This is a genomic window from Terribacillus halophilus (assembly GCF_900162685.1).
GTDB classification, from domain to species: domain Bacteria; phylum Bacillota; class Bacilli; order Bacillales; family Amphibacillaceae; genus Terribacillus; species Terribacillus halophilus_A.
In genome coordinates, this window is sequence record NZ_LT727828.1 from 1,754,627 (window position 1) to 1,772,069 (window position 17,443).

General features: G+C 42.8%; 17 protein-coding genes. 14 read left to right on the forward strand and 3 right to left on the reverse strand.

From position 1 onward, the window contains the following. Nucleotide 1 precedes the first annotated feature (1 nt). The 8 genes from B1K52_RS13545 (at nt 2) to B1K52_RS13580 (ending at nt 7,679) form a co-directional block, all read left to right on the forward strand. Nucleotides 2–3,109: an AAA family ATPase gene (locus B1K52_RS13545; protein ID WP_077309106.1), complete on the forward strand. Its 3,108-nt coding sequence runs from the start codon at nt 2–4 to the stop codon at nt 3,107–3,109. 12 nt (nt 3,110–3,121) lie between these two features. Next, nucleotides 3,122–3,370, forward strand: coding sequence for a DUF2584 family protein (locus B1K52_RS13550; RefSeq protein ID WP_077309111.1), 249 nt, complete (start codon nt 3,122–3,124; stop codon nt 3,368–3,370). Between the two features lie 168 nt (nt 3,371–3,538). Further along, on the forward strand, nt 3,539–4,081 hold the full coding sequence (gene vrrA / locus B1K52_RS13555) for a VrrA/YqfQ family protein (RefSeq protein WP_077309113.1): 543 nt from the start codon (nt 3,539–3,541) through the stop codon (nt 4,079–4,081). A gap of 67 nt (nt 4,082–4,148) precedes the next feature. Then, entirely contained in the window at nt 4,149–5,102 is a 954-nt protein-coding gene (msrA, locus tag B1K52_RS13560; RefSeq protein WP_143588890.1) for a peptide-methionine (S)-S-oxide reductase MsrA, read from the forward strand. A gap of 94 nt (nt 5,103–5,196) precedes the next feature. Beyond that, nucleotides 5,197–5,718 (forward strand): TerC family protein, encoded by a 522-nt coding sequence (locus B1K52_RS13565; RefSeq protein WP_077309114.1) that lies wholly within the window; start codon nt 5,197–5,199, stop codon nt 5,716–5,718. 5 nt (nt 5,719–5,723) lie between these two features. Further along, nucleotides 5,724–6,794 carry an AbrB family transcriptional regulator gene (locus B1K52_RS13570; RefSeq protein ID WP_077309115.1) on the forward strand — a complete coding sequence of 357 codons (1,071 nt, stop codon included), beginning with the start codon at nt 5,724–5,726 and terminating at the stop codon, nt 6,792–6,794. After that, nucleotides 6,794–6,997, forward strand: coding sequence for a DUF6501 family protein (locus B1K52_RS13575; protein ID WP_077309116.1), 204 nt, complete (start codon nt 6,794–6,796; stop codon nt 6,995–6,997). Before B1K52_RS13570 ends, B1K52_RS13575 begins: the two co-directional genes overlap by 1 nt. Before the next feature lie 130 nt (nt 6,998–7,127). Further along, nucleotides 7,128–7,679 (forward strand): histidine phosphatase family protein, encoded by a 552-nt coding sequence (locus B1K52_RS13580; protein ID WP_077309117.1) that lies wholly within the window; start codon nt 7,128–7,130, stop codon nt 7,677–7,679. On the opposite strand, the gene B1K52_RS13585 is transcribed toward B1K52_RS13580, so the two are convergent. After that, a complete protein-coding gene (locus tag B1K52_RS13585; protein WP_077309118.1) occupies nt 7,676–8,866 on the reverse strand; it encodes a M14 family metallopeptidase in 1,191 nt (396 codons plus the stop codon). The genes B1K52_RS13580 and B1K52_RS13585 overlap by 4 nt on opposite strands. Before the next feature lie 236 nt (nt 8,867–9,102). Here B1K52_RS13585 and B1K52_RS13590 point away from each other — a divergent pair, with 236 nt between their 5' ends. Further along, the gene (locus B1K52_RS13590; protein ID WP_077309121.1) at nt 9,103–9,342 is read left to right on the forward strand and encodes a ferredoxin family protein; all 240 of its coding nucleotides are present in this window, start codon (nt 9,103–9,105) and stop codon (nt 9,340–9,342) included. An 86-nt stretch (nt 9,343–9,428) separates the two neighbouring features. Beyond that, nucleotides 9,429–10,940: an FAD-dependent oxidoreductase gene (locus tag B1K52_RS13595; RefSeq protein ID WP_077309123.1), complete on the forward strand. Its 1,512-nt coding sequence runs from the start codon at nt 9,429–9,431 to the stop codon at nt 10,938–10,940. Nucleotides 10,941–10,971: 31 nt separating this feature from the next. On the opposite strand, the gene B1K52_RS13600 is transcribed toward B1K52_RS13595, so the two are convergent. Beyond that, nucleotides 10,972–11,244 carry an acylphosphatase gene (locus tag B1K52_RS13600; RefSeq protein ID WP_256855915.1) on the reverse strand — a complete coding sequence of 91 codons (273 nt, stop codon included), beginning with the start codon at nt 11,242–11,244 and terminating at the stop codon, nt 10,972–10,974. 116 nt (nt 11,245–11,360) lie between these two features. Here B1K52_RS13600 and B1K52_RS13605 point away from each other — a divergent pair, with 116 nt between their 5' ends. The 4 genes from B1K52_RS13605 to B1K52_RS13620 all read left to right on the forward strand — a co-directional run bounded on the left by B1K52_RS13605 (nt 11,361) and on the right by B1K52_RS13620 (nt 16,493). After that, entirely contained in the window at nt 11,361–12,878 is a 1,518-nt protein-coding gene (locus tag B1K52_RS13605; protein ID WP_256855916.1) for an FAD-dependent oxidoreductase, read from the forward strand. A gap of 120 nt (nt 12,879–12,998) precedes the next feature. Further along, on the forward strand, nt 12,999–14,147 hold the full coding sequence (locus tag B1K52_RS13610; protein ID WP_077309127.1) for an NAD-dependent epimerase/dehydratase family protein: 1,149 nt from the start codon (nt 12,999–13,001) through the stop codon (nt 14,145–14,147). A gap of 9 nt (nt 14,148–14,156) precedes the next feature. Next, nucleotides 14,157–15,311 carry a glycosyltransferase family 4 protein gene (locus B1K52_RS13615; protein WP_077309129.1) on the forward strand — a complete coding sequence of 385 codons (1,155 nt, stop codon included), beginning with the start codon at nt 14,157–14,159 and terminating at the stop codon, nt 15,309–15,311. Between the two features lie 210 nt (nt 15,312–15,521). After that, nucleotides 15,522–16,493 (forward strand): NAD(P)H-quinone oxidoreductase, encoded by a 972-nt coding sequence (locus B1K52_RS13620; RefSeq protein WP_077309131.1) that lies wholly within the window; start codon nt 15,522–15,524, stop codon nt 16,491–16,493. A 421-nt stretch (nt 16,494–16,914) separates the two neighbouring features. On the opposite strand, the gene B1K52_RS13625 is transcribed toward B1K52_RS13620, so the two are convergent. Next, entirely contained in the window at nt 16,915–17,115 is a 201-nt protein-coding gene (locus B1K52_RS13625; protein WP_077309133.1) for a hypothetical protein, read from the reverse strand. Between the last annotated feature and the right edge of the window lie 328 nt (nt 17,116–17,443).

The following is a 17,443-nucleotide window of genomic DNA, read 5'->3' on the forward strand; positions in this document are numbered from 1 at the left end:
TATGCGCGCTATCACTTTACAAATGACTGCTTTCGGGCCTTATCACAAGCCGCAGACTATTGATTTTCGAGAACTCGGAGCCGAATCTATCTTTTTAATCACTGGACCAACGGGTGCCGGAAAGACAACCATTTTTGATGCAATTTGTTACAGTCTTTATGGACGGGCAAGCGGAAGTGATCGGGATCAGGATTCTCTTCGCAGTCATTTCGCTGCGCCAGGCGAGATTACGGAAGTGCGCTATTGCTTCTCCTTGCGCGGGACTGAATATGAAGTAATACGTTACCCGAAACAGCAGAAAAAGAAAGAGCGCGGTGAAGGCTTTACCGATGATCCAGCAAGAGCGGAATTTTACGAATGGAAAGACGGAGAAAAGTCTCTCATTACATCTCGAATCAAAGAGGTCAATGAAGTTATCGAAGAGAAAATAGGACTTGATTATGAACAATTCCGTAAAATGATCATGATTCCGCAAGGCGAATTCCGAAAGCTCATCTCGGAAAATAGCAAAGATAGAGAAGAAATTCTCCAGCGTATTTTTCGTACGTATTTTTATGAACGCATGACAGAAACGCTGAAGGACGAAGCCAAGCAATTAAAAGAGAGTTTGCAGCAGACCGAGTGGAAAGAACAGCAGCAAATCAGCAAAATTGAATGGCGTTCACAGGAGCCATCCGAAACAGACAGTGTTCCTGACATTATGAAAAAACTACAGTTTGAACTGGATGCAATGACTCTTTCTGTCACAAATGGTGAAAAAGAGCTGACAAAGCATAAACAAATCTGGCAGGAACGGCAAAAGCAGCTATATGAAGCAAAACAGCTGCTTGCTATCTTTGATCATCTTGAACAAGCATTAAAGCAAGAAGAACAGCTTCAGCAAAAGCAGTCGGACATGAAACAAAAGCAAGCACGCCTTCAAGAGATGGAACGCGCCAGCCGAATTTTGCCTTATGAACAGCAGCTTGCTGCCCGCAAAGACGAATGGCAACGGCAGGTAAGGCAGCAGCAAGAGACAAAAGCAAAGAAAAATCAGTTAGAGGAACAGTTCGAAACAATCAAGTCTTCCTATATAAAAGCAAAAGAACTAGAACCTCAAAGACAAAAACAGCAAGAGCAGCTTCAGCTTCAAAAGCAGCAGCTGGAACAGCTGCAAACATATGAGAAGCGTAAGCAAGAATTAAACAGCATCCAAAAAAAGCTGGAAGAAAAACAGCAGCAAATCAACAAACTAAAAGATGCACATACGGAACGAAAAAATCAACAGCTTGCGCTGGAAAAAGATATAAGCCGAGAATCAGCAATTATACAGGCTTATTACGAAGAACAGCGTGAAATGGAAAAGATCGAGCATCAGCTTACAGAAATAGCCCGCTTAAAAGATGCTTTCCGTCAGCTGCAAGAGATGCGTAGCAGTTACCAGCAGGCAGTGCAGCGGTTGCAGGAACAGGAAAAGAATGTGCAGCAGCTGCGTCAGGAAATTAAGAATATGGAAGAAGCGCAAGCTGCTCACCATGCCGCCCATTTGGCAGAGCAGCTGACAGATGGTGAACCATGTCCGGTCTGCGGTGCTACCAAGCATCCATCTCCAGCCCATACGTCTGTGCATGTCCAGTCTTTTGAACTGTTAAAACAAAAGAGAACACTGCTTGAAAACGTCCAACGTGCATATGATGAAGTACAGAAACACTATATAGAAGCTAAATCAAATGGGCAGGCAATCCGGCAAGTAACCGATGAATTAGCTCAGCATATTTTAGGTGAATCTGCTTATGATCAGGCGAAAGTAGATGAACTGACAGAAGAGATGCACAAGCGTAAAGAGAAAATTACTGCCTCATTACAGCACAAACAAAAAGAGCGCAAGCACATAGAGCAGTTGAAACAAGCACTCGAGCAGCTTAAACAAACGTTTGAACAAGAAGAAAAAGCTGCTGAAGAGCTGCAAACTGCTATACGAAGTCTTGAAGAGTCCTACCATCACGCTGAAGCGGAAGTTCGTTTGCAGCGTAAACAGCTGCCAGAAGTACTTCCGAATCCGTCAGATTGGGAGATTACCATTAAACAAGCAGAGACTGCACTCCAAAGAGAGATAAGCGAATGGGAAGCACTGCAGCACAACTATGAGGAAATATCTCGAAGCAGAGAACAAATTGCGGCTGCATTGGAATCAACTGTAAAATTCACTTCTGACTTGGAACAAACATACCGTCAGCAAGAAAAAGAATTTCTTACGAAGCTTGAAGACGCAGGATTTGTAAATAAGGAAGCATATATGTCAGCCAAAGGTACAGATATGGATTTGCGGGCACTGCAAGAAGAACTGGAACGCTATGACCAACAGCGCCGCAGTTTAACTGAACGAATCTTGGAATTGCAAAAGCAGACCGATCAGCGAGAGAGACCGGACCTCACGGTTTATGAGCAAGCTGTAACAGAAGCAGAGCAAGTTTTTGAAGAGGAGAATGCGAAGCTGAATACCGCAAGAAGTTATGTTTCGCAGCATGACGTTATTAAGATTTCCTTACTAGCACTCCAGGAAGAAGCAGCTGACCAAAAGGTTCGCTATTATGATATTGGGGAACTGGCCAATCTAGCTAAAGGAGACAACAGTCTTCGTCTATCGTTTGAGCGGTATGTTTTAACGAGTTTCTTAGATGAAATCATTCTCCAAGCAAATATCCGGTTAGAAGAAATGACAGATCACCGCTACCAGTTGAAGCGGAGCGGCCAAATAGCCAAACGCGGTGCACAAAGCGGTTTGGATTTGGAAGTGATTGATCATCATACTGGACAGGAGCGACCAGTTAAGACATTATCCGGCGGAGAAGGATTCAAAGCAGCTCTTTCCCTGGCACTAGGAATGTCGGACGTTGTCCAGGCACACGCAGGCGGCGTTGAGCTGGAGACCTTATTTATTGACGAAGGTTTTGGGACATTGGATGAGGTATCGCTGGAACAGGCCATCGATAGCTTGAAGGGGCTGCAAGCCAGCAATCGGGTGCTCGGTATTATTTCCCATGTGCCGCAATTGAAGGAAGAAATTCATGCAAAGCTGCAGATTGATAGTTCCCCGACTGGATCAGCAGCAAAGTTCATTTTCCAATAAGGAGGAGACAAGATGGGAACACCTATCAATTTTGAAACCGTTCTGCGTACAGAAGGAAAAGAAAAGCGTATTGACAGTAAAGAAAATATATTTCAGCTCCAGCTGCAAGGTTATCATCTATTTCCTCTGCACCAGCCAATCGAAATTACCCGTACGAAAGAGACGGATGAGATTGGGACAGCTATCATTGTCGAATTAACGCTGAAAGAGCAGCAAACTTTTTGTACGTATCAGCTAATCTCGTTATCAAGCGTCAATTGATGACAAATTTTGCTATTGCTTAGGGGTGTACGATGGAGAATACTGCGCTTGCCCGGGAAATAGTTAATCTAAAGGGAAATATCTTGCCTTTCTGCTGAATAGAATGGAACAGAATACTTCTTTCTTGCGTACACTGGTATAAATATTGACGCGAGAAGAGGTATAACAATGGCAAGAAATCCATTCGGCCCTCCAGTCCGCAGCGGGCAGGGTTTTACCCCTGTGCGCCGGAATCCGTTTCCTTCCAGGCAAATAGCTGCACAGCAGGCGCCACGCACGAATGGCGGTGTAGCTGGTCTTTTGCAGAAGGTTTTAAATCGCGGAGGAGGTGCTAAGACGCAGACAGCAGCAAGAGCCGCCCTGCCGGCAAGCACCAGTACTTCAAGCGGTATATCGTTACTTGACATGGTGAATCATACGCAAAGCGCTCTTAAAGCAGCCGAATCTTTTATGCCGATGGTTCAAGAATATGGACCAATGGTGAAGAATCTGCCTTCAATGCTGAAAATGATGAAGGCGTTAAAAGATATCGACTTTGACGAAGAGGAAGATAAAGAAGAGGGAAAAACAGCAGAGGAGAAAAAGGAAGCAAACATGTCTCCGAGTTCGCTCACTGATAAAAATAAATCAGAAGAGGATGCCTACGTAACCTCTGCAAAGAAAGATACGAAAAAAAATACCGGCGTTTCCCTTCCGAAATTGTATATATAAGCGTGCTACTTGATTTTTTTCTCCAAAAGAGGAAAATATAGAGCATACGATAAAGGAGGGATTTTTAGTGGCATTACAACACGCAACCTTTGCAGGAGGCTGTTTCTGGTGCATGGTAGAACCATTCACAGAACGTCCTGGTATTGAGGCTGTAGTCTCCGGTTATACAGGCGGCGACAAACCGAATCCCACATACGAAGAAGTTTGCTCGAATACGACCGGACACGTCGAGGCTGTCCAGATTACGTTTGATCCAGATGTTTTTCCTTACGAAAAACTGGTAGAGACATTTTGGCAGCAAATTGATCCTACAGATGCAGGCGGACAATTCCATGACCGTGGACAGTCTTATGAGACAGCAATCTTTTACCATGATGATCAGCAGCGGCAAGTGGCAGAAGCATCCAAAGTGAAGCTGCAGGAGAGCGGACGGTTCCAAAAAGACATCGTGACGCCGATCCTGCCTGCCAAGCCGTTTTATCCTGCCGAAGAGAAACATCAGGATTACTATAAGAAAAACAAGTTTCACTACAAAATGTACAAGCGTGGTTCAGGTCGTGAGGACTTTATCAAGCAGCATTGGAGTCCTAAAAAAGACAAAGCAAAATTAAAAGAAGTCCTAACGCCAATTCAGTATCACGTAACACAGGAGAATGGCACGGAAAGACCTTTCGAAAATGAATACTGGAACAACACGAATGAAGGAATCTATGTGGATGTTGTATCCGGTAAAGCATTATTCTCCTCAAAAGATCAATATGATGCTGGGTGCGGTTGGCCAAGCTTTACCAAACCAATCGATTCTTATGAAGTGAAGGAAAACATGGACCTTACACATGGTATGGTCAGAACAGAGGTCCGATCAGCAGAAAGTGATTCGCATCTTGGACATGTTTTCGACGACGGCCCAAAAGAAACTGGCGGCTTGCGTTATTGCATGAATTCTGCTGCGATGAAATTCATTTCAGTGAGCGAAATGGAAAAAGAAGGATACGGAGAGTATTTACATCTCTTTAAGTAAAATTTACAATTAGAAAATAATATAGCAACTGGCTTTGCTCTTGTTCGCTTGTTCATGGAACAGGAGCATTGTTTTGGACAAGGAGTATAAAACAATGGATTCTTCGTTATGGCTTGAATATGGCTGGATCTTACTAGTCCTGATTGGATTGGAAGGATTACTTGCAGCCGACAATGCGCTTGTAATGGCGCTTANCTGGATGACTGTTCTGAAAGTAGAGCTGGCAGATATTGCGTTTGCTGTGGACTCCATCTTAACGGCTGTTGCACTTGCTGCGTCTTTATCGGCTACACCGCTGCCGCATATCGGCGGAATGGATGGCGGTCAATTCCTCGTAGTACTTGCAGGCGGTATGATCGGATTAATATTAATTCGTATTGCTGCTTCTTATATCGTGAAAATTTTGGACAAGCGTCCAGGATTAGAGGCTGCAGCTTATCTAATCATTGGCTGGGTCGCTATTAAACTGGCTATCCATACGCTTGCACATCCAGCGCTGCAAATTATCTCAGAGCATTTCCCTGATTCAAAGGGATGGAACGCAACTTTCTGGATTGTTATGGCAATTATCGCGATTAGCGGCTGGTTCTACAAACCGAAAAGCGAAAGGTCATGATCTGAGTGAGCAGTACGAGTCACATTCGGCTTATTCTACAATCTTATGCAATTGCTGCTATCGGAGGCGGTCTCTTTCTTTTGCTCCATTTGCCGCTTCCGTGGATTCTTGGACCTGTGACTGCCCTGCTGTTAACCAAAATTATTTGGAATATGAAAACAGCAGCATCCAAGCGGCTTCGTAAAGGAAGTTATTGGCTGCTTGGAATTCAAATCGGTAATACGTTCACCGTGCACACGTTTCATAATGTGCAGCCTTATCTATTGAACTACACACTGCTGACGTTATTATTGATTGGCATTTGCATGGTGAATGCTTATCTTGTCAGCAAGTGGGTGAAGGTAGATATGAAAACAAGCATGCTCGGCAGTATACCAGGCGGTCTTTCTGCCGTTACTGCATTAAGTGAATCGATGAAAGCCAATACCGGTCTGGTTACCATCTTCCAGACAATCCGGCTAGTCAGCATTCTGTTTATTATTCCGTTTGCAGCAACGCACTTCTTTCTGGATAGCTCCGTTCAATCAGCGGTACAGCTCCCGCAAACAGAGCAAGGTGCTTGGTGGACAATTGGACTTTATGCCGTCATGTACATACTTGCCCGGCTTACAAGCAAATTTATTCCTTCATCCCTAGTTATTGTGCCGATGCTGCTTACCGCGGTACTCCAAGTAAGCGGGATGCATCTTTACCAGTTTCCGCATTTATTTTTCGTTCTGGCACAGTTGACAATTGGCGTATATTTAGGTCATTCTATTTCTATACGGGATTTAAAAAAAGCTGGCAGACTTTGTCTGTATTATACTGGGCTGTCTTTGCTTTTAATTCTGATCTCATTTGGTCTTGGTTATCTGTTCAGCCTGATCACTTCTCTGAATATGGCGACATCTATACTTAGCATGGCGCCAGGCGGACTAGTGGAAATGGCGCTGACCGCTCAGACGACCGGCGGCGATCCATCTATTGTTAGTTCACTGCAGACGATACGACTGCTATTGGTCGTACTTGTTTTGCCGTTGCTGCTGCAATGGACACTGCCAAAACTTGAGAAACACCATCGAAAGGAAGAATCATAATGATACACAAACATTGGCAAGATAACGAAACAATTAAACAAGTAGAATGTGTACACACGGACGCAAAGAAATACGTTGTAAACACAACGCTTACACCTGGAAAGATTTACGACGTGAAAAATGAGACAGAGGAATTCATCTTTATCGTCGATAATACAAATCGCGTAGGTGCATTTCGCAAAGATTATTTTAAAGAAGTGTAATAATTTGACAGTAAAAAGGCTAACCTAGTAGAGGTTAGCCTTTTTTGTAGGCTTGTTTTTTCCTGTACTTGTAATTGTCTTGTGCTTAACCGATAATAAGGCTAAGGATATTAAGAAGGAGATGGGGCTTGTGAAAAGGATCATTCTTGTTCGCCACTGTAATGCGGAAGGTCAGCATAAGGATTCACCGCTCACCTATGAAGGAATCAACGAAGCCCGTTCGTTAGCAGCTTTTTTGAAACGTTTGGACTATCCAGTTCAGCGGATCCTCTCCAGTCCCTTCTTCCGGGCCGTTGAGACAATCAAGCCATTCGCTGATGCTGCGGATATTCCAATTGAGCTAGATCGAAGGCTGCAGGAACGTATTTTAAGTGAAGAGCCTGTTGATGATTGGCTGGAAGTACTGGAAGAATCATTCACGGATTTCGATATGCGTCTGCCTGGAGGCGAGTCTTTCAATGATGCGAAACTTCGAGTACGTGCATTGCTGGATGAACTTGAATCAGAAGAGCAGGTAGAGAATGTCGTGTTAGTAACACATGGAAATCTCTTGGCGATATTATTAAAAGAGTTCCAGACTGATATTGGTTTCTCACACTGGAAAGGGTTCTCCAATCCAGATGTTTTTCTTGTGCAGCGCGGCGGAGGCAGCTATATGGTGGAACGGATTTGGAACGTTTAGTTGTTTTCTGTCTCTGTTAACAGAACCATTAAAATGCTGCTAAGCTTTTTATAAATAGTTTCGATCTGATCGATGGGCAAAGGATTTGTTCCTTTGCCCAATTCAATTGTAAAACCAGGACGCCGGTAGGCAGAGATAAACCAATCTTTAAACCCTGCGTAATTGTCCAATGTTTTTACAGCTTGATAACAGCTCACCTGTTCCATTTTTTCTGCTATGCGTGCGGAAACCGTCGGCTCCTTCTCCTCAAAACTCCAATAAATCTCTTCTCCCTGTGTATGCAGTGCCGCCAGTAAGTCGAAATTGCGCGATTCTACTAATTGATACATGCCAATAGATTCGTTTTCCGTTAGCGGCGTACGTCCAGGAAAGTCACGCGGACCAGGTAACTTTGGTTTGCGTTCCTGTTCATATTCCCATTTGGCAGGGTACTGCTTGTTAAGATCAACACCTGCTATATTTGCTTTCCACCCACGGAAGTCCACAGATCCTTCATTCAAGAAGCAGACAAGCTCTTCATATTCCTGTGCTGCCTTGCTGCCATGTATAACCAAATCTACGCCATCCGGATTTACCATCGGTACAACCGATAGTGTTACATCTCTGAATAATTTGCTTGCCGGATGTCCAAACAGCTTTTTATCGTGTGTAACAGCAAGCAAGTACATATTCACAAATCGCATTAGTGCATTTGTTGTAATCCATTCATTTCCATGAAAGCTCGCATTTATATGGATCTTTCTTTTACCTTTCCCAATTTGGAGTTCCGTTACTGGCTTGCCTAGCACGCTCTTATATATGGTATGCATATGAAAAATCGGAAATAGCTGATGCAATTCCTGAATGTCCTGAAGGAGGGTCGCATAGTCATACGCTTGATGGAATGTAGTTTGCGGCTTGGTGACGCTCCGAGGCAGGACAAGCTGTTCTCCTGCAGCAAATTGCGATTGACCATATAACAAGTTTACTTTACGAATCGGCATTTTATAGGCAGTGGCGAATGCTTCAGCGGAGAAATCACGATCCAACACAATTTTTTCGGCACGATAGCCCGGAACCTGAATTGCCTGTCTTGCCGGAACATGCGTGGAGAGGAAAGGATTTGCTGCAAAAAGTACATATGTTGGCAGATGAAACATCGTAGCAACTGTGCTGAGCTGGCACCCGTACTGCAGTATTATTTCCATCTAGTTCGCCTCCTTTGGTACAGTGTATGTCAAGAAGCATAAAATTATGGTGATGACCCAAGCTGTCAAATTGTTGAGGACGAGCGTTGTTATTATCGAATATTGTTGTTATAATTTGAAGCGATAGGGTATAAATACATAAAGCTCACTTGTATTTTGCGAAATAGCAATATACCTTGGTAAGAAACCGAGTCCTTTTGGCTGGTTCATTTATAGTAGTAGAGGAGGCTATATATATGGCTTTTGTCATCACTTCCCCGTGTGAAGCGGAAAAGGCCGGCGAATGTATGGAAGTTTGCCCGGTTGACTGTATCGCGGAAGGAAAAGATATGTTTTATATCGATCCTGACATTTGCATCGACTGTGGTGCATGTGAAGCGGTATGTCCGGTTGAAGCAATCTTCATGGAAGATGAAGTACCTGCGGAAGAAAGCAAGTACATCGAAATCAACCGTAAATTTTTCCAAGAGAATTAAGACAATCCACTGCCAAAAGGCAGTGGATTTTTTTGTTTACTCTGCCTGTAAATAGGTTAAGAGAGAAACAAAAGAGGGGGCTGACCATGTCTACTGGAAAACATGAATCTTATTGGACCGAAACAAGTAACTTTTCGCGCTTTGAGAAACTGCAGGAGGATGTTAACACAGAAGTGTGCGTGGTAGGCGGCGGTATAGCAGGAATTACATCTGCATATCTGCTTACTAAAAAAGGCTACAAAGTAACCTTGATCGAAGCATTAAAGCTTGGACATGGTACTACGGGTTATACAACCGCGAAACTGTCAGCACAGCATGAACTTATTTATGACCAGTTAATCAGTAAATTTGGTAAAGAAACAGCGAAAGTCCATTATCAAGCTGCTATGGAAACAATTGATTTTGTTCAGGAAACAGAAAAAGAATTGCATGCCGATTTTCAATTCAATAGAGAGCCTGCTTACGTATTCACGGATGAGGAAAAGCATATCCGTCAGATTGAAAAAGAATGGGATGCCTATGAGAAACTTGGCATACCTGGCGCTTTGTTAGATGATATACCATTGCCAGTATCCGCGCAAAAAGCAGTGCGTATGGATCAGCAAGCACAATTTCATCCATTATTGTTCTTACAAGCAATGACCAAGTATATCACTGCGAATGGCGGCACAATCTATGAGGATACACGCGCAGAAACAATTAATGAAGTCGGCAAAGCTACCGTGAAGTTAAAAGATGGCGGCAGCGTGACAGCTGACCATATCGTAATTGCGACACATTTTCCATTTTATGATTTCAAAGGGGCTTATTTTGCTCGTCTTGATATGGCTCGCTCTTATATTGTGTCTGGTAAAAGTCCGCTCGCTTATCCAGGAGGTATGTATATCTCCATTGACAGTCCTTCCCGGTCGGTTCGCAGCGCTAAGGATAAGGATGGGGAGACATTGTGGCTGCTTGGCGGAGAAGGACATCGACCTGGTAAAGGAAAACACATGAAAGAGCATTATAGCAACCTCCGAAACTGGGGACGTTCCGAATTTGAGATGGAAGAGTTTGATTATAACTGGTCATCGGAAGATTTTATCAGTTTGGATAGTCTGTTCTATATTGGCAGAATAACGGATCAAACGAAAAATATCTATGTGGCTACTGCTTTTCGCAAATGGGGAATGTCAGGAGGTATAACAGCGGCTAAAGAGATTACATCGTTAATCGTAACTGGTGAAAGCTTGTATCAGAACATATACGACCCAGCGCGTAACGATGGAGCAAAAGGTATTAGTACTTTAGCAAAGAACTTGGTTGAAGTCAGTAAGGAGCTTGTTTCAGGAAAGCTTGAAAAAACAACCAAATCCATAGATGAGTTAGAACCAGGAGAAGCCGGAAAGATACGCAATAAAGGAAAACTTATCGGTGTGTATAAAGATAATGACGGTACTCTCCACAAAATTGATACAACATGCACACATATGGGATGTGAAGTACATTGGAACGATGCCGAAACCACTTGGGATTGTCCGTGTCACGGCTCTCGTTTCCGAGCAAGCGGTGAAGTAATTGAAGGCCCGGCAGTGAAGGACTTGAAAAAAGCAGATTAAAGAAAAAACGCTCGGCACAGGTGCCGGGCGTTTATCTTATTTCAAACTTCCTAAAGCCTTGCGGTTTTTCTAAGTATTTTACATCAACATTTTTAACTTTCACTTGTGCATTCGGGCCTTTTTTCACTTCTTTGATGAATTTCTCCACCTGATTATCTTTCCCTTCTAAATCTAGTCGAACCGTGCCATCTGCTTCATTTCGAACAAAACCTACTAAATCGAGTTTACGGGCTTTCTCTGCTGCAGAAAGACGGAAGCCAACTCCTTGCACCTTTCCATCAACAATCATTTGAATGCATTTCATATACTGTGCCTCCTTTTTTTCAGGTGTTCCCTAGTAGCGTATACCAAAAACATCTGATTAACACATCGTTTCTTTGGCGAAAATGAAGTTATCAAACCATGTATGGAGGAGAAAGTATGGAACATAATCAAAGTTACTGGCGGGAGAAGACAAAAATTCCGCAGTTCGAATCACTCCGATATGATGCAGAAAGCGAGATTGTGATTGTCGGCGGCGGTATTACGGGTATCGTTACTGGATATATGCTAGCTCAAGAAGGTAAGCAGGTTACCATTCTTGAAGCAGATGATTTGTATAGCGGAACAACTGGCTATACAACTGCAAAGCTCACAGCGCAGCATGGACTTATTTATGACGAGTACATCCAGCATTTTAATACAGATATAGCAAAGACACATTATGAAGCATGTATGGATGCTATTACTTTTGTGAAAGAAACAGCAAAGGCGCATAAAATTGATTGTCACCTTACTGAACAAGATGCCTATATTTATACAAAAGAAAAGAAAAATATCCAAAAACTTAAAAAAGAATATGAAGCTTATCAGAAACTTGGCATAACCGGTGAACTAACAGATGCTATACCGCTCGCATTTGATGTAGAAAAAGCATTAGTCATGAAAAACCAATATCAATACCACCCGCTTCAGTTTTTGAATGGCTTACTGGAGGTGTTTTTGGAGAAAGGCGGGAAGGTATATACCAATACACCTGTCGACACCGTTGAGGAAGGCAGCGAGCCGGTCGTTGTAACCAAGAACGGATTAAAAGTAACGTGTAAAAAGATAGTTTCAGCTTCTCACTGGCCGGTCTATGACGGGATGGGTTTCTACTTTACCAGATTGTATCAAGACAGATCATATGTAGTAGCGGCTAAACCAAAAGCTACTTACCCAGGTGGTATGTATATCAATGCAGATACACCGTCTCGTTCGGTACGCAGTATGGATACAGAAGAACACGGCACATTGCTCTTAATCGGCGGAGAATCCCATCGGACGGGTGAAGGACATCCAGAAGAAAGGTATTATAAGGAATTAACCGACTTTGCTGCTTACTTAGGGACGGAAACACCTCTTTACATGTGGTCCGCGCAAGATATAGTTACATTGGATAACTTACCTTATATTGGCTATATCAGTAAGGGGAAGGATAATATCTTCGTTGCAACTGGCTATCGTAAATGGGGGATGACAAGCAGTATCGTTGCAGGTCTCGAAATAAGTTCGCTGATTTCATCCGGAATCAGTCGTTATAAAAACATTTATCAGCCCTCGAGGTTTCAAGCAGACCCGGATGTGGGTAGTTTAACTAAGAATGTAATGGAAGTGGCAAAGGAATTTGTGATTGGTAAACTGGAACAGCCTTACGAATATGTCCCGCACTTAAAACCTGGAGAAGCGACCAAAGTGCGAACCAATGGCTTGCTGCTTGGTGTCTATAAAGACGAAACTGGAGAAATTCATCAAGTAGATACAACGTGTACACACATGAAATGCGAAGTGAATTGGAACAGCGCAGAATCCAGTTGGGACTGCCCGTGTCACGGATCTCGCTTTACCGGAACAGGCGAAGTCATTGAGGGACCGGCGAAGAAACCTTTGAAGAAATTGGACCACGGTTTAAACAGTTAATGTTTCGTTTACAAATTCTCAATTCTTCCTTAACACCTTATGGTTTTTCATTACAGCACTGTTAGCATATAATGTTAACGAAACGTACCAAGAAATGTTGATGTTACAGGAGGATGAGTCATGAAAATTGTTGTAGCTGGTGGAGATGGTTTCTGCGGTTGGCCAACGGCACTATATCTGTCAAAGCAAGGTCATGAAGTAGCAATCGTCGATAACTTAGTAAGACGTAAGTATGATGAAGAATTACGCTCCAATTCCGTCACACCAATTTATTCTTTGGAAGAGCGGGTAGCCAAGTGGAAAGAGAAAACGGGTAAGGAAATCAAAACATACATAGGCGACTTAAATCACTATGATTTCCTTAGCGAAGTATTTCGTCAAACAGAGCCTGATGCATTTGTACACTTTGCGGAACAGCGCTCGGCACCTTACAGCATGATTGACCGGGAACACGCGGTTTACACGCAGCAGAATAATGTGATTGGAAACTTGAATGTACTTTACGCAATCAAGGAATTCGCTCCATCTTGTCATTTAATCAAGCTTGGTACAATGGGAGAATACGGAACACCGAATATCGATATCGAAGAAGGTTATATCGAGATAGAACATAAAGGCAGAAAGGACAAACTGCCATTCCCGAAACAGCCAGGTTCTTTCTATCACTTGTCTAAAGTGCATGACAGTCATAATATCATGCTTGCTTGTAAAATCTGGGGCATACGTGCGACAGACTTAAACCAAGGCGTGGTATATGGTCTTCACACAGAAGAAACGAAACTAGACCCAGTTCTGGCTAACCGTTTCGATTATGACGGCGTATTCGGTACAGCATTAAATCGATTCCTTATTCAAGCGGCAACCGGCCACGACATTACTGTGTACGGCAGCGGCGGTCAGACGCGCGGCTTCTTAAATATTACAGACACGATTCGCTGTGTAGAGATTGCTGCTGAGAATCCGGCAGATGCAGGCGAATTCCGGGTATTTAACCAGTTCACAGAGTCATTTTCTGTACAGGAACTTGCAGAGAAAGTACAGAAAGTGAGCCAGGAGAAAGGTCTTGATCCACAGATCACATCAATTGAGAATCCTAGAGTAGAAGCGGAGGAGCATTATTACAATGCTGTTAACACCCGTCTTCGTGACCTTGGACTAGAGCCGAATCTCCTTACTGACGACGTGCTGCACGCTATTCTGGAGACGGCGATTGAACATAAGGATCGTGTTATTAAAGAAAATGTACTTCCGACAGTTACGTGGAAATAGGAGCAGACGGTGAAAATCGTTATTATTACGGAAACATTTCTGCCATCGACTGATGGTGTCGTCACGCGGCTAACCGAAGCGATTAAATATCTCTGCAGCCAGAAGCATGAAGTCGTCGTTATCGCTCCGGATCTCGGGGTAAAGGAATATCAAGGTGCACTCGTTGAGGGGATTGGGACGGTAACTATGCCATTTTACCGATCTAAAAAGTTCTCCTTGCCGACAAGGAAGATAAAGCCTTTGCTGGAGAAACACCAGCCTGACCTTGTCCATGTGGCGAACCCAGCTTTAGTCGGCGTAGCAGGAATCCATTATGCGAAGAAAATGGGCTTGCCGCTTATGGCGTCCTATCACACGCATATACCGAAATATTTGGACTATTACAAGCTCTATAAACCGTTAAAACCATTATTCTGGTGGCATTTCCGCAGACTTCATAACGCTGCTGATTTGAATCTTTGTACGTCACAAGCAATTAAGCAGGAATTAGATGAACAAGGATTCGAGCGGATGCACGTCTTGCGCAGAGGTGTGGATGTAGAGAAACGGCATCCGGCTTATTATTCAGAGAATATGCGGGAACGTTTGCTGCAAAGTGCAACAGACAAGAAACTGCTCATCTTTGTGGGCCGATTAGCCATAGAAAAGGAAATCCATAAGATTCGGCCTTTATTGGATGAAAGAGATGACTTAGCATTAGCGATTATCGGAGACGGGCCTGCCCGTAAAGAGCTAGAAAAGGTATTCGAAGGGACACATACGCTGTTCACAGGTTTCCTTCATGGAGAGGAATTGTCCCAAGCGTTTGCTTCAGCGGATGCCTTTGTTTTTCCATCGATTACCGAGACACTCGGACTCGTAATATTAGAAGCGATGGCTTCCGGTATACCCGTTATCGCAGCGAAAAGCGGTCCAACCTTGGAGCAAATTGAAGAAGGGAAGACAGGATTCCTTTTTGAGAATGAAAATGTGTCGAGCATGAGCAAGGCTGTCGAACAGCTCGATCAACAGAAATTAGTAGCGGAAATGAAACAGAATGTGCGACTAGAGGCAGAAAACCATTCCTGGACAAATGCTTCCAGAGAAATGTTTGACTACTATTTAGCGACAATGCATGCAAAATCGCCGGTATATCAGGCCGTGCAAAACCCGAGCTCCCACTGAGGTAGCCGGGTTTTTGCATGTTTAGCAGTTCTTACATATGGATAACAATAAGAAAAAGCACATAAATGAGGTGCAGCAACATGAAGGGACCATCATTTTTTAAAGGATTGCTAATCGGGATCTTACTTGCTATTCCATTTTGGGCAGTGCTGATTTATTTACTTTTTTTCCGCAAAGGCTGACAATAGAAGGAGAAAGGGAGTCTTAATCATGAAAGCAATCAAATTACAAGGTTTCGGCGGCACAGAACAACTAAAGCTGGAGGAAACCGACAAACCAAAAATCAAAGCGGATGAGATTCTTGTTGCAGTCAAAGCGTCAGCAATTAATCGCGCCGATATTGAGAAAAGAAAAGGAAATTACCCTTCCTCAGATTTTGATCCGGTATTAGGATTAGAAATAGCAGGCGTTGTGGAAGAAGCTGGCCCAGAAGCAAGCGGATGGTTGAAGGGAGACCGTATATTCGGACTTATTCCTTCAGGCGGCTATGCCGAGTATGCTGTGATAAACAGCAAGCTGGCAATGTCAATTCCTGATGAAATAACGTATGAGCAAGCGGCAGCAGTTCCGGAAGTATTCTTAACCGCTTATCAAACACTGCATTGGCTTGGTGAATTGAAACAAGGCGAAACGGTTCTTATCCATGCAGGCGCAAGCGGTGTCGGCACAGCAGCAATTCAATTAGCAAAACAAGCTGGAGCAACCGTAGCAGTGACAGCTGGATCTCAAGAAAAACTGGATTTTTGTAAAGATCTGGGCGCTGATATTACCATTAATTACAAAGAAGAAGATTTTGCTGAAAAATTAGCTGACACAGGCGCTGACGTTATCCTGGATTTCGTTGGAGCACCATATTGGGATCAGAACATTAAAACACTAAAAACAGATGGCAGAATGGTTTTAATTGGCTTCCTAGGCGGAACAGAGCTTGAAAATGTAAGCATTATGCCATTACTTGCAAAACGCTTACACGTAAAAGGGACATTATTAAGCACCAGATCCATTGATTACAAAGCAAGATTAACAGCAGACTTAATTGATAATGTGCTGCCATTGTTTGAAACGGAATCAATCAAACCAATCGTTGATAAAGTATTTCCGTTAGAACAAATTGCTGACGCACATGATTATATGGAAAGCAATAAAAACACAGGTAAAATCGTTTTGCGCATAGCAGAATGATATAAAACAGATTGTGCAGTTAGATAGCTGCACAATCTGTTTTGTTGTATTTCGTCTCACTATCTCAAGAATACTCGGATAATGAGACGATAAACGTTACTTTGGATTAACTTCCGATAATATATATTATGTAAACTAGAAAAATAAATAAAATAAGAGCTGTTGCTATTGCTTACCCTTCTGCCGTTTGCTGCTGCAGATCGTGTGTTTGTCAGCCATTTGTTTTAGCTGCTAGTGGATAACTCAAAATAACTGCTTGTGCTGCTGGAATTAAAAATCTTTCAGTAGCTATGCATTTAATCCAATTGATTGCTATATTTTAATTCTTGTCTCATAACGCAGTTAATTCTTGAACATAATCTATTTGCACGTAAAAAAACTCAGTGTTATAACAATACGCATAACACTGAGTTTTTTTACTTTAGATTGTAATCGTCTGCTGCTTGTTATGTTTCTTATGCTGGAACGCTAAGTAAATAAATGCTACGGTTCCTGCCGCAAGCATTACAGCCCGAATTGCCGATACTTCTGTATATCCTAGCATCATACGAACTAATCCCATAACGCCTACGAACATTAGCAAGTAAATGCCAGCGATTTTATTAGCGGCTCTGTTCTTCAAACAAATCCCCCCTTTATTCACAACTATTTTAACATAAAAAATACCATTTTAATATAAAGTTGGTAATTGGAGGATTGCTATTAATATGCTGCTATTTTAAATGTCTTCATAAATAACACTACAAGCTCGCTCACAGTCCGATTCATACATTTGGAACTACGAGTCCTGTGTCTATCATTTCGCTTTCTGGATCGCCTTATTTAGCTTCTCGTGTAAAGCGAAAATCAATGAACGTTCATTTGTATAGTGTTAATCAGTATTATGCTCTAAACCAGAAATATACGTTACGCTGCATGCTGTATATATCCAAGAATTCAAGAAATCTGCA

Bases quoted from the DNA above. Each gene is read 5' to 3' on its own strand.
- B1K52_RS13545 (WP_077309106.1), top strand. From the start codon at position 2: ATGCGCGCTATCACTTTACAAATGACTGCTTTCGGGCCTTATCACAAG.
- B1K52_RS13550 (WP_077309111.1), top strand. From the start codon at position 3,122: ATGGGAACACCTATCAATTTTGAAACCGTTCTGCGTACAGAAGGAAAA.
- vrrA (WP_077309113.1), top strand. From the start codon at position 3,539: ATGGCAAGAAATCCATTCGGCCCTCCAGTCCGCAGCGGGCAGGGTTTT.
- B1K52_RS13575 (WP_077309116.1), top strand. From the start codon at position 6,794: ATGATACACAAACATTGGCAAGATAACGAAACAATTAAACAAGTAGAA.
- B1K52_RS13585 (WP_077309118.1), bottom strand. From the start codon at position 8,866: ATGGAAATAATACTGCAGTACGGGTGCCAGCTCAGCACAGTTGCTACG.
- B1K52_RS13590 (WP_077309121.1), top strand. From the start codon at position 9,103: ATGGCTTTTGTCATCACTTCCCCGTGTGAAGCGGAAAAGGCCGGCGAA.
- B1K52_RS13595 (WP_077309123.1), top strand. From the start codon at position 9,429: ATGTCTACTGGAAAACATGAATCTTATTGGACCGAAACAAGTAACTTT.
- B1K52_RS13600 (WP_256855915.1), bottom strand. From the start codon at position 11,244: ATGAAATGCATTCAAATGATTGTTGATGGAAAGGTGCAAGGAGTTGGC.
- B1K52_RS13605 (WP_256855916.1), top strand. From the start codon at position 11,361: ATGGAACATAATCAAAGTTACTGGCGGGAGAAGACAAAAATTCCGCAG.
- B1K52_RS13610 (WP_077309127.1), top strand. From the start codon at position 12,999: ATGAAAATTGTTGTAGCTGGTGGAGATGGTTTCTGCGGTTGGCCAACG.
- B1K52_RS13620 (WP_077309131.1), top strand. From the start codon at position 15,522: ATGAAAGCAATCAAATTACAAGGTTTCGGCGGCACAGAACAACTAAAG.